Genomic DNA, 11,649 nt, shown 5'->3' on the forward strand with positions numbered 1-11,649 from the left:
TCAAACTACTGCTTGGGTGCGAGCACGCAGAACTCGTTGCCCTCCGGATCGGCCAGCACGATCCAGCGCGCGCTGGGTTGCTGTCCCACGTCGACGTGCCGGGCGCCCATGTCGACCAGGCGCTCGACTTCGGCCTCCTGGTCGTCCGGGCGCAGGTCGATGTGCAGGCGGTTCTTGACCTCTTTGGTCTCCGGCACGGGCACGAACACCAGGCCGGGCAGCTCGTCGGGCAACCGCCGGATCTCCACCTCGTCGGGCTTCTCGTAGGTGATCTGGTAGTTGAGCGCCTCGGCCCACCACCGGGCGAGCCGGGCCGGGTCGCGCGCGTCGACAACCAGGTTCTCCCAGCGATTGCCCATGAGCTACCTCCGATGCGGACGCACGGACGGACGGAAACGAGAAGGTGTCCGTCAGGTTACGCCCACGATCGCCGGTGCGCCCGTTCGGTCGTCCTGAGCACTGCGCGGGGCACATGCCCATCTGCGTCCCTTTTGCAACCTCCGATCAGTCGAGAGTTGCTAGACGATCGCCGAGGGTGAGACTGCTGCGGACGATCTTCGCCCGGGAGTAGTTTCGCGGAAGCACATCGTCATGGCCGGCACCGCCGGCCCCGACCCGTTTACCCGGGATTCTCGCGCGCCCTCTGGCCGGAGCGGACGCGCGCAGGCTCCGCCCGGGTGGAGGAGCACGTGTGTCCGGCATAGACGACTGCCTACGGCAGGCGATGACCATCCCTGGCGCCATCGGGGCGAGCGTGGTCGATTACACGACCGGTTTCGCGCTCGCGTGGGCGGGCAACGCGCCCACCGGCGACCCCGACGCGTCCGCCGCCGGCTCGTCCGACGTCATCCACGCGGCGATCAATCGCGCCCCGTTCGCGTCGACGCGCCCCAACGACCTGGTCGAAGACGTGGTCATCACCACGCACGGCGGCTACCACCTCCTGCGCATGATCCGCACCGACTTCGACAGCCGGTTGCTGCTCTACGTGTGGCTCGACCGCCACGAGGGCAACCTGGCCGTCGCTCAGCGCCGGATCCGCATCCTCGCCGACGACCTCGTCGCGGCCTGACGCACCCGCACCCGTGACGCAGCACCCTCGCGCGGCCACCGTCGCCCGGGACATGTCCCCTAGATCCGGAACGCCCGGACCAATCAACTCGTCAGGAGGAGCATTGGCGAAGTCCGTACGGATCCCCCGCACGGGCTCGCCGCGGCGGGCCCTGACCCAGCTGGCCACCGCCGGCGCGACAGGCGCGCTGCACATCGGCACCGAGGACTGCATCTACCTGGTCAACGGGTCCGTCGTGTTCGCCGAGTCGGGCAGCTCCCCCAGCATCGGCGACCTGCTCACCGCGTCCGACCGGCTGGCACCGCAGACCTGGCTGGCGGCGCTGGCCACCGGGGGCGCCGTCGGCAAGGCGGACGTGCGACCTCCAGCCTGGCTCGTCCAGCAGGGACACCTCACGCACGGCGAGCTCGAGCTGTGCGTGCTCGGCGCGATCTACGACGCCGCGTACTTCGCGCTCGGCTCGGCCAGCGCGCTGCTCCGCTTCGCCGACGGTGAGACCCACGGCATGGGCGCGGTCACCTCGGTCGACCCGGCGGTGCTGACCCGCGAGGTGGCCCGGCGGCGCAAGCTGCTCGACGAGATCTACCACGAGCCGGGCGTCGACCACGCCGTCGTCGTGCCGGTCCGCCGGCCGCCGGTGCCGCGGGTCGTGCTGTCCGCCCTCCAGTGGGAGATCGTCGGCCGCGCCGACGGCACGCTCAATCCGATCGGCCTGGCCCGGGAGCTCGGTCGGGCCGGTTACGCGGTCTTGACCGAGGTGCGCCGGCTCGCCGCGGCCGGCCTCATCGCCCTGCCGGCGGGCGCCATCCCGCTGGTGGTCCGGAACGCGCCGGTCGCGCAGCGGCCGACGCCGCTCATCCCCTACACCGAGCAGGTCGAACGGTCCGACGTCGCTACCGGCCTGGCTCGCGTCGACCCGGAGGTCGCCCGGAACAAGCCCGCCGTGTCCCTGACCGACCCCGCGGCGGCGGTCGGCAGTGTCTCCACCGCCTCGGGCGGCCTGGGCAACGCCACCGTCGCGTCAGCGGGCCACGCGGCCGGCTTGGGCAACTCCGCCGCCGCGTCGGGCGGCGATGCGGCCGGCTTGGGCGATCCGGGCGCCGCGTCGGGCAGCCGCGCGGGCGGCTTGGGCAACCCGGCCGCCGCGTTGCGCAACCCTGCTGCCGCCCTTGGCAACCCCGCCGCGTCGTTGCGCACCCCAGCCGCGTCGTTGCGCGACCCGGCTGCTTCCCTGGGCGACTCGGCCATGCCCCGGCGGCGTACCCCGGTCGCGCCGGACCGCTCCGAGGCGCGGAGCGCGGCGTTCGACGAGGCCGCCCTACCCATTCGTGCGGCGGTGCCGGCGCCGGCCCCGCCCGGCTCACTGCCCGCGTTGCCCCGGCGCGCGCCGGGTGAGCGACTCCCCGAGATCACCGAGGAGTCGGATGTCGCAACGCCCGTCCCGGCCGACGAGGCGCTGCTCAAACGCATCCGCACCGCATTGAAGGCACTGCGATGAGCCGCGGACCACCGGCTCACGGCCGGTTGCAGTCAACCCGACCGAAGGAGAGAGACCGCCAGTGGACACCGATCGCGCCATCGCCGCCGCGCTCCGCGCGCTGCGCGAGGTCCCGGACGTGATCGGGTCGGTTCTGGCCGGCCCGGACGGTTTGCTCATCGCGAGCGATGTCGACCGGGTCGAGCCCGACACCGTCGCCGCGATGGCGGCGGCGACCGTCGGCCTCGGCCGGCGGTTCGCCGAGACCGTGGGTCTCGGCCTCCACCGCGAGACGGTCATCCAGGCCGACGGTGGATGCCTGGTCAGCTACGCGGCGGGCGCCGCGCTGCTGACCGTCGTCGCCATGCCCCAGGCCAACCTGGCCCTGGTGCACCGCACCTCCCGCATGGTGGCGCACCGGCTCGGCGTGCTCGTCGAGGCGCTCGCCGCCCAACCCCCGGGGCGCGCCCCCGGTGGCAACCCGCCGCCGGCGCCGCCGGCGCGTGAACCGCTGCCCCGCCGGAACACCCGCCCCACCGGATCGGGCCGACCCAGCGCTGCCCGGTCCTGAAACACCGGCCCGACCGTCGTTCGGCTTCGACGGTCCGGGCCACAGACCCGAACACAACGGAGGACACAGGCTCATGACTGACATGGACACCGCTCTCAAGGAATGCATGACGATCGAAGGCGCGATCGGTGTCGCGCTCGTCGACTACACCAGCGGCATGTCGCTGGGCGTGGTCGGCGGCGGCAAGGACCTCGACCTGACGGTCGCCGCGGCCGGCAACACCGACGTGGTGCGGGCGAAGCTCCGCACGCTGGAGATGCTCGGGCTCAAGGAGGGGATCGAGGACATCCTGATCACCCTCGACTCGCAGTACCACCTGATCCGGCTGCTGACCGGCCGGGCGGGCAAGGGCCTGTTCCTCTACATCGCGCTGCAGCGCAGCCGGGCGAACCTCGCGATGGCCCGCCACCAGCTGCGCAAGATCGAGTCTGAGATGGAGCTCTAGGAGCGGGAGGGAGGGGGTCCCGAAAGGGATCCCCTCGTCCTCAACGGCTGTCGGAGCCCGACGACTCGCAGGCCGCCCGGCCGGCCTCGAGTCGGGCGATCGGCACCCGGAACGGCGAGCAGGACACGTAGTCCAGCCCGACGTCGTGGAAGAAGTGCACGGAGTCCGGGTCGCCGCCGTGCTCACCGCAGACGCCCAGCTTGAGGTCCGGGCGGGCGCTGCGGCCCTCGTCGACCGCGATCCGCACCAGCCGGCCGACGCCGTCGCGGTCGATCGACTCGAACGGCGAGATCCCGAAGATGCCCAGCTCCAGGTAGCGCCAGAAGAACGCGCCCTCGACGTCGTCTCGGCTGAAGCCCCACGACATCTGGGTGAGGTCGTTGGTGCCGAACGAGAAGAACTGTGCCGCCTCGGCGATCTGGCCGGCGGTCAGCGCCGCCCGCGGCACCTCGATCATCGTGCCGATCAGCACCTCGACGCCGCTGTCGGCGACCACCTCGGCAATGATCCGCTCGGCCTCCGTGCGTACCGTCTCCAGCTCCTGCACGGCACCGACGAGCGGCACCATGATCTCGGGTTTCGGTGTGCCGCCCTCGCCGGCGCGCTGCACGGCGGCCTCGACGATGGCCCGCACCTGCATCGCGAACAGGCCGGGAATGACCAGGCCGAGGCGCACGCCGCGCAGGCCCAGCATCGGGTTCTGCTCGTGCATCCGCCGGACCGCGGCGAGCAGTTTCTCGTCGCGGCCCGCGTCTTCGCCGCGCTCGTGCGCGACCGCGACGTGCACGGCGAGCTCCTCCAACGACGGCAGGAACTCGTGCAGCGGCGGGTCGATCAGCCGGATGGTCACCGGCAGCCCGTCCATCTCCTTGAAGATTTCGGCGAAGTCGGCGCGCTGCAACGGCAGCAGCTCGGCCAGCGCGGCGTCGCGCTCGTCCGGCGTCGCCGCCAGGATAAGCCGCTCGACCAGCTCACGGCGGTCGCCGAGGAACATGTGCTCGGTGCGGCACAGCCCGATCCCCTGCGCGCCGAAGCGCCGCGCCCGCGCCGAGTCGGCGCCGGTGTCGCTGTTGGCCCGCACCGCGAGCCGGCGCCGCTGGTCGGCGTGCGACATGATCCGGTGCACGGCCTTGACCAGCGCGTCGTCGGTCTGGTCGGGGTCGAGCGTGCCCTCGAAGTAACGGACCACCTCGGACGGCTGCACCGGCACCTCACCGAGGTAGATCTTGCCGGTGGTGCCGTCGATGGAGATCACGTCGCCTTCCGTGACCGTCTGCCCGTCGACGGTGAACTGTTTCCCGCGAACGTCGACGTCGAGCGAGTCCGCGCCGCAGACACAGGTCTTGCCCATCCCGCGCGCGACCACCGCGGCGTGGCTGGTCTTGCCGCCCCGGGACGTCAGGATGCCCTGCGCGGCGATCATGCCGGGCAGGTCGTCGGGGTTGGTCTCGCGGCGCACCAGGATCACGTCGTCGCCGCCGGCCGCCAGCTCCTTGGCGGTCAGCGCGTCGAACACGACCTTGCCGACCGCCGCGCCCGGTGAGGCGCCGATGCCCTTGGCCAGCTGGCCGGGCTCGGCGGACAGATCGAAGCGCGGGAACATCAGCTGGCCGAGCTGCGAGCCGGTGACCCGGTGCAGCGCCTCGTCGAGGTCGATCACACCCTCGTCGACGAGCTGGCCGGCGATGATGAACGCGGCCGCCGCCGTGCGCTTGCCGACCCGGGTCTGCAACATCCAGAGCTTGCCGCGCTCGATGGTGAACTCGATGTCGCAGAGGTCCTTGTAGTGCTCCTCCAGCGTGGCCATGATCCGCATCAGGTCGTCGTACGACGCCTTGTCCATCCGCTCGAGGTCCTGCAACGGCACGGTGTTGCGGATGCCGGCGACCACGTCCTCGCCCTGCGCGTTGGCCAGGTAGTCGCCGTAGACACCCTGGTGGCCGGAGGCCGGGTCGCGGGTGAACGCGACGCCCGTGCCGGAGTCGGAGCCGAGGTTGCCGAACACCATCGCCACGACGTTGACCGCGGTGCCCAGGTCGGCCGGAATCCGCTCCTGGCGGCGGTAGAGCACGGCGCGGTCGGCGTTCCACGACTCGAAGACCGCGCGAATCGCGAGGTCGAGCTGCTCCTTCGGGTCCTGCGGGAACTCGCGGCCGGTGTGCTTGGCGAAGATCTGCTTGAACTCGTCGACCAGGGCGCGCAGGTCACCGGCGTCCAGGTCGAGGTCGTTGTCGCTGCCCTTGGCCCGCTTGGCGGCCTCTATGGCGTGCTCGAACTCCTCGCCCGGCACGTCACAGACGGTCTTGCCGAACATCTGGATCAGCCGCCGGTACGAGTCCCAGGCGAACCGGTCGTTGCCGCCGGCCTGCCGGGACAGCCCGTCCACCGAGGCGTCGTTCAGCCCGACGTTGAGCACCGTCTCCATCATGCCGGGCATCGAGAACGCGGCCCCGGAGCGCACCGAGACCAGCAACGGGTCGCCGGGCTCCCCCAGCTTGCGGCCCATCGACGCTTCCAACGCGTCGAGGTGGGTGGCGATCTCCTCGGCGAGCCCCTGCGGCTGGTGGCCGGAGTCGAGGTAAGCCCGGCAGGCCTCCGTGGTGATCGTGAAGCCGGGCGGCACCGGCAGCCCGATGTTGGTCATCTCCGCCAGGTTCGCGCCCTTCCCGCCGAGCAGGTCGCGGAGATCCTTGTTCCCTTCCGAGAAGCCATAGACGAACTTTGTCACCGGAGCCCTCCCAGGCGCTCAACACTGAACGACCATTTAGTAACCCATTCCCACCGTGGGCGCAGGTTAAGCGAGGTAACAGGCCGGTTGGGAGCCCTCGGTGACTATTGGCACAACGCTACGCACATGGGCGGTGTTGGGAGCGTTCTTCCGTGCAAAACCGCGCACGGCGAGGCCGGGTGGTCTGCTAATTCTTCGCAGACTGCCACAGGCCGATCAGGTTGCCCTCGGTGTCCGAGAAGTAGCCAGTGAACCCCATGTCACCGACGGCCTGCCGGCCCATCTTGGTCGTGCCGCCGTGCTGCTCGACCGTGGCGAGGGCCTCGTCGATGTCGTCCACGTCGATCGTGACGACCGGAGCCGTGAACATGCCGCTGCGCTTCATCATCCCGCCGTTGATCGCGCCGGGATCCTTCGGCCGGCCGTCCTCGCCGCTCGGCGTGGTGTTCAGCATGGCGTACGACATCTCGGGCATGTCCTGGATGTTCCATCCGAAGGACTCGGCGTAGAAGCGCTCGGCCCGCTCGACGTTGTCAGCCGGAATCTCGAAATGCGTAACTCTGCCGCTCTTCATCGCGCGACCTCCCGTGCGGTCGGGCGGCGCGGTCTCCTCCCCGCCTTCGAGCCTACGACCCGCCGAGCAGTGCGCGGACCCGGTCGGCGCCGGTTGCCAGCAACAGCGTGGGCAGCCGCGGACCGGTCTCCTTGCCGATCAGGAGGCGGTAGAGCAGGGCGAAGAACGATCGCTGCGCGACCTTGAGCTCGGGGGTCGGCTTGACGTCCGCGGGGAGGCCGAGGAGCTGCTTGGGTACGCCGTAGACGAGCGTGGTGAGCCCGTCGAGCGACCAGTGGTCGTCGAGCCCGTCCCGCAGCTTCTGGAGCGCGAGGCGCTGGTCGTCGTCGAGGCCGTCGAGCAGCACGGCGTCGGGCTCCTCGCGGACCCGGGTGCGCTCGTCCGGCGTGAGCTGGGTGCGCACCCAGTTGCTGGCGCAGTCCAGGCGGGGCCGGGTCTCGTCGAGGTCCTTCACCGGGTCGGCCGGGTCCAGGTCGCGCAGGATCCGCAGGGTCTGGTCGTCGTTGCCGGTGGTGATGTCGACGATGGACGCGAGGGTGCGGTACGGCACCGGTCGCGGGGTCAGCGGCAGCGGGCCGGCGGCCGTCGCGGCGCTGCGCCCGTAGGCGGCGAGGTCGCCGCTGGAGGCGGTGCCGTTCTCGACGCGGGTGGTGAGCCCGTCCCACTCGTCGTAGAGCCGCTGGATCTCCTGGTCGAACGCGATGTCGAAGGACTGGTTCGGCCGGCGGCGCGCGTACAGCCAGCGCAGCAGCGGAGGCTCCATGATCTCCAGCGCGTCGGCCGCGGTCGGCACCCCGCCCCGGGAGCTGCTCATCTTGGCCATGCCCTTGATGCCGACGAAGGCGTACATGGGACCGATCGGCGGTTCGGCATCGAAGATGTCCCGCACGAGCTGGCTGCCGACCACGAAGCTGGAGCCGGGCGAGCTGTGGTCGACGCCGCTGGGTTCGAAGACCACGCCTTCGTACGCCCAGCGCATCGGCCAGTCGACCTTCCAGACCAGCTTGCCGTAGTTGAACTCGGACAGCAGGACGGTCTCGCTGTGCCCACAGGTGCAGGTGTAGGTGAGCGCGGTGGTCGCGTCGTCGTACGCGGTGACGGTCGTGGTGTCCTTGCCGCAGTCCTGGCAGTAGGGCTTGTAGGGGTAGTAGCCGGAAGCGGTGCCGCCGTCGTCCTCGCTGGCGGCGCCGGACCCCTCGGCCGCGGCCACCTCGTCGGGGTTGGTGAGGGCCTTGCCGGGCTTCTTCTTGGTGCGGTAACGCCCCAACACCTCGTCGATCTTCGCGCGCTGGCTCATCGCGTGCAGGATCTGCGCCCGGTACGCACCGGAGGTGTACATGGCGGTCTGACTGATCGCCGTGACCTCGATGCCGAGCTTGCCCATGGCCTCGATCAACGGCGCCTTGAAGTGCTCGGCCCAGTTGGGGTAGTCACTGCCCGCGGGCGCCGGGACGGCGGTGAGCGGCTTGCCGATGTGCTCGGCCCAGGACGGATCGACACCACCGGGCACCTTGCGGAACCGGTCGAAGTCGTCCCACGAGAGGATGTGCCGCACTTCGCGCCCCCGCCGCCGGATCTCGTCGGCGACCAGGTGGGGGGTCATGAGCTCGCGCTGGTTGCCCAGGTGCACAGGCCCGGAGGGGCTGAGCCCGCTGGCGCAGACGATGGGCTTGCCGGGCGCACGCTTGTCAGCCTCGGCGATCACCTCGTCGGCGAACCGCGCCACCCAGTCGGCCTCAATTGCCTGCGCCACAGTCTCTACCCCTCCTTGAGTACCGAACGAAATTACCGCACGGCACAGCAGGGGCCGGCGCCGGTGACGGCAGAGGCTCTTGGGGCTAGCCGCCCGAGTTTTCCATTTCCGCACCCTCGGGGACCGTGTCCGTGTCGCGGGAGGCCAGCCAGCCGTCCGGGAGGTGGACCTTGCCCGGGGAGTTCGTGCGGCCACGTGGTTGGCCCAGGGTGTCCAGCGGGAACGGCTCGTCTGCGTCGAGCTTGCCCAGCAGGTCGTCCAGCTCCGCGAGGCTCGAGACCATCGCCAGGCCGCGGCGCAGTTCGGCGCCTACCGGGAAGCCCTTGAGGTACCAGGCGACGTGCTTGCGGATGTCGACGCAGGCGTCGCGCTCGCTGCCGAACGTGTCCGTGAGCAGCTCCGCGTGGCGGCGCAGGACCCCGGCCACCTCGCCCAGGCTCGGCAGCTTGCGGGCCGGGCGGCCGGCGAACGCGGCCTCCAGGTCGGCGAACAGCCACGGGCGGCCCAGGCAGCCCCGGCCGACGACAACGCCGTCCGCGCCCGTCTCCGCGACCATCCGGAGCGCGTCCTCGGCCTCCCAGATGTCGCCGTTGCCGAGTACCGGCACGTCGAGCGCCTGCTTCAGGGTGGCGATGGCATCCCAGTCGGCGGTGCCGGAGTAGCGCTGGGCGGCCGTGCGCGCGTGCAGCGCCACCGCCGCCACGCCCGCGTCCTGGGCGGCCAGCCCGGCTTCCACGTACGTCAGGTGATCGTCGTCAATGCCCTTGCGCATCTTGACCGTGACCGGGACGGCGCCCTCGGCGGCGTCGACGGCCGCGCGGACCAGCCGGGCGAACAGCCGCCGGCGCCAGGGCAGGGCCGCTCCGCCACCCTTGCGGGTGACCTTGGGGACCGGGCAGCCGAAGTTGAGGTCCACGTGGTCGGCGAGGTCCTCCTGGACGATCATCCGCACCGCGGCCGCGGTCACTTCGGGGTCGACGCCGTAGAGCTGGAGGCTCCTGGGGCGCTCGTCACCCGCGAAGGCGATCATCTTGAAGGTCTTGGGGTTGCGCTCGACCAACGCCCGCGTGGTGATCATTTCGCAGACGTAGAGGCCGCCGCCCTGCTCGCGGCAGAGTTGGCGGAACGCCACGTTGGTGATCCCGGCCATGGGTGCCAGGACCACCGGCGGGTCGACCCGGTGGGGTCCGATGAGCAGCGGCGTCACGCATCGAGCGTACGTTGTCGTACCCGTGCGGCATCCTGCCCGTATGGCCGTCCGCCTGACGCTCGCCGAGGTCCGCGCCCACCGGGTGGCGACGCACCTGGGCGGTGACGACGTCCTCGACACGGGCATCCAGGACACGCCGCCAGGTACGACGGCCGTCCTCGCCCTGGCCGCACGCGGGCTCTCCATCCGCGACGGCCTCGTCCTGGTGCACGCCGCCCGCGGTGCGATGCACCTGCACCGGGCCGCCGACGTGGCCGCGCTGACCGCCGCCCTGCGCCCGGACGATGCCGCTGACCTGCGAAAACAGCAGTTCGGGCCGTTCTTCGCGAGCCTCGACCGGCCGATCGGGGCGGCGCTCGACGAGGTCGCCGACGCGATGGCGGCCGTGATGTCCGACGGCGTCCGGCGCGGCAAGGGCGCCCTGTCGACGGCGGTCTCGGCCGCCGTCGACCAGCGGCTGCGGCCGTGGTGCCCCGGGTGCGGCGCGTCGCACGTCGACGACGCGCTCTTCCGGCTCGCCTCGCTGCCCGCCGGCTTGCGCCTCGTGCCCAACGGCGACGGCTCGGCCGACTTCGTGGCCGGGCCGCCGCCAGCGCCTGCCGACCGAGTAGGCAACGGCCCAACCGGCCTGGCGGCCGGGCCGCCCCTGACGGAGGTCGACCGGCAGGCGGCCCGCCGCGAGTTGGTGCGTCGGTTTCTCCGCTACGCCGGCCCGACCGACCGCGACGGCCTGGCCGCCTGGCTGGGCCTGTCCCCCGCCGCCGCCCGGCGCTGGTGGGACGGCCTGGCCGACGTGGTTCCCGTCGAGGTCGACGGCCGCCGGCTGTTCCTGCATCCCGACGACGTCGAAGCGGCCCGGGCCGCCCCACGGGCCCACGGCGTCCACCTGCTGCCGCCGCACGATCCGGTGCTGGAGCTCAGCGACCGGCGTCTGCTGGTGCCCGACCCCGCCCACCGCAAGCAGGTCTGGCGAGCGGCGGCCAACCCGGGCGTCGTGCTCGCCGACGGCGCCGTGGCCGGCATCTGGCGGCGGCGCAAAGGCGCGATCACGGTGACACCCTTCGGAAGGGCTCCGGGCCGGCGCACGCTCGTCGAGGCAGCCGGTGAGGAGGTGGTCGTGGCAGAGTCATAGACGTGACCGACCACGTGCATGACGCCTCCTGCGCCGTCGCCCACGGCGACGCGCCGGCACCTCGCGACGAGCCCAGGACGCTGGTCGCCATCTTCGCCTCGCCGATGTCCGCGCAGCTGCTGCGTTACGCGCTGGACCTCGGCTACCGCACCGTGCTCGTCGAGCCGGACCCGACGAAGCTCGGTCCGACGAACGCCGACGGCGCCGTGGCCACGCTCGACGCCGCCGGTCTGGACGCCAACACCGACGTCGTCGTCTGCGACCACCACCGCGACGAGCTCGGCACGCTGCTGCGCGACGCGCTGGCGGCCAAGACCCGCTGGATCGGTCTGATGGGCAACCCCCACCACGAGGGGCCGCACATCAAGGCGCTCCGCGACCTCGGCGTGCCCGACGACGAGATCGCCCGCGTCCACCGACCCATCGGCCTGAACATCGGCTCGCGTACGCCGGCCGAGATCGCGATCGCCACCCTGGCGGGCCTGATCGCGGACCGCAACACCCGCCCGGGCGGCTTCGAGTTCTGACTAGCCACCCCGGGCCGGCGCCGCCGTCGCGCGGACGGCGGCGCCGGTCGCGCACCCTCGGTCAGGCGCGGGTCCAGCGTTGGTTGCTGCCGTTGTGGCAGGTCCAGACGATGACGGGGGTGCCGTTGGCGGTGGCGGCTCCGTTGACGTCGAGGCAGAG

12 protein-coding genes are annotated in these 11,649 nt (G+C 71.7%); 6 read left to right on the plus strand and 6 right to left on the minus strand.

Annotated elements, in window-relative coordinates:
• Positions 1-5: 5 nt before the first annotated feature.
• Entirely contained in the window at positions 6-359 is a 354-nt protein-coding gene (locus AB0J88_RS39025) for a VOC family protein (RefSeq protein ID WP_364360550.1), read from the minus strand.
• A 332-nt stretch (positions 360-691) separates the two neighbouring features.
• Between AB0J88_RS39025 and AB0J88_RS39030 the strand changes: the two genes are divergently transcribed.
• The 4 genes from AB0J88_RS39030 to AB0J88_RS39045 all read left to right on the plus strand — a co-directional run bounded on the left by AB0J88_RS39030 (position 692) and on the right by AB0J88_RS39045 (position 3,565).
• Positions 692-1,072, plus strand: a complete 381-nt coding sequence (locus AB0J88_RS39030) for a hypothetical protein (protein WP_089249152.1) — start codon at positions 692-694, stop codon at positions 1,070-1,072.
• Positions 1,073-1,175: 103 nt separating this feature from the next.
• A complete protein-coding gene (locus tag AB0J88_RS39035; protein WP_364360548.1) occupies positions 1,176-2,570 on the plus strand; it encodes a hypothetical protein in 1,395 nt (464 codons plus the stop codon).
• Between the two features lie 61 nt (positions 2,571-2,631).
• Positions 2,632-3,120: a roadblock/LC7 domain-containing protein gene (locus tag AB0J88_RS39040; RefSeq protein ID WP_364360546.1), complete on the plus strand. Its 489-nt coding sequence runs from the start codon at positions 2,632-2,634 to the stop codon at positions 3,118-3,120.
• Positions 3,121-3,193: 73 nt separating this feature from the next.
• Complete coding sequence (locus AB0J88_RS39045) at positions 3,194-3,565, plus strand: hypothetical protein (protein WP_364360544.1); 372 nt, start codon at positions 3,194-3,196, stop codon at positions 3,563-3,565.
• Positions 3,566-3,605: 40 nt separating this feature from the next.
• On the opposite strand, the gene ppdK is transcribed toward AB0J88_RS39045, so the two are convergent.
• The 4 genes from ppdK to dusB all read right to left on the minus strand — a co-directional run bounded on the left by ppdK (position 3,606) and on the right by dusB (position 9,827).
• On the minus strand, positions 3,606-6,293 hold the full coding sequence (gene ppdK, locus AB0J88_RS39050) for a pyruvate, phosphate dikinase (protein ID WP_364360542.1): 2,688 nt from the start codon (positions 6,291-6,293) through the stop codon (positions 3,606-3,608).
• A 187-nt stretch (positions 6,294-6,480) separates the two neighbouring features.
• Positions 6,481-6,867 (minus strand): VOC family protein, encoded by a 387-nt coding sequence (locus tag AB0J88_RS39055; RefSeq protein ID WP_364360540.1) that lies wholly within the window; start codon positions 6,865-6,867, stop codon positions 6,481-6,483.
• A gap of 52 nt (positions 6,868-6,919) precedes the next feature.
• Positions 6,920-8,620, minus strand: a complete 1,701-nt coding sequence (gene lysS / locus AB0J88_RS39060) for a lysine--tRNA ligase (protein WP_364360538.1) — start codon at positions 8,618-8,620, stop codon at positions 6,920-6,922.
• A gap of 85 nt (positions 8,621-8,705) precedes the next feature.
• A complete protein-coding gene (dusB, locus tag AB0J88_RS39065; protein ID WP_364360536.1) occupies positions 8,706-9,827 on the minus strand; it encodes a tRNA dihydrouridine synthase DusB in 1,122 nt (373 codons plus the stop codon).
• A 43-nt stretch (positions 9,828-9,870) separates the two neighbouring features.
• On the opposite strand from dusB, the gene AB0J88_RS39070 reads away from it, so the two are divergent.
• Positions 9,871-10,962, plus strand: a complete 1,092-nt coding sequence (locus tag AB0J88_RS39070; protein WP_364360534.1) for a crosslink repair DNA glycosylase YcaQ family protein — start codon at positions 9,871-9,873, stop codon at positions 10,960-10,962.
• A gap of 2 nt (positions 10,963-10,964) precedes the next feature.
• On the plus strand, positions 10,965-11,489 hold the full coding sequence (locus AB0J88_RS39075) for an XdhC family protein (RefSeq protein ID WP_364360532.1): 525 nt from the start codon (positions 10,965-10,967) through the stop codon (positions 11,487-11,489).
• 61 nt (positions 11,490-11,550) lie between these two features.
• Here AB0J88_RS39075 and AB0J88_RS39080 read toward each other — a convergent pair.
• A partial coding sequence (locus tag AB0J88_RS39080) for a ricin-type beta-trefoil lectin domain protein (RefSeq protein ID WP_364358404.1) occupies positions 11,551-11,649 on the minus strand: 99 nt, incomplete at its 5' end.

Source organism: Asanoa sp. NPDC049475, assembly GCF_040676915.1.
Lineage (GTDB): Bacteria > Actinomycetota > Actinomycetes > Mycobacteriales > Micromonosporaceae > Asanoa.

What these genes read in the sequence shown, in the direction of transcription:
- AB0J88_RS39025 (WP_364360550.1), bottom strand. Translation starts at nt 359, where the DNA reads ATGGGCAATCGCTGGGAGAACCTGGTTGTCGACGCGCGCGACCCGGCC.
- AB0J88_RS39045 (WP_364360544.1), top strand. Translation starts at nt 3,194, where the DNA reads ATGACTGACATGGACACCGCTCTCAAGGAATGCATGACGATCGAAGGC.
- AB0J88_RS39055 (WP_364360540.1), bottom strand. Translation starts at nt 6,867, where the DNA reads ATGAAGAGCGGCAGAGTTACGCATTTCGAGATTCCGGCTGACAACGTC.
- AB0J88_RS39070 (WP_364360534.1), top strand. Translation starts at nt 9,871, where the DNA reads ATGGCCGTCCGCCTGACGCTCGCCGAGGTCCGCGCCCACCGGGTGGCG.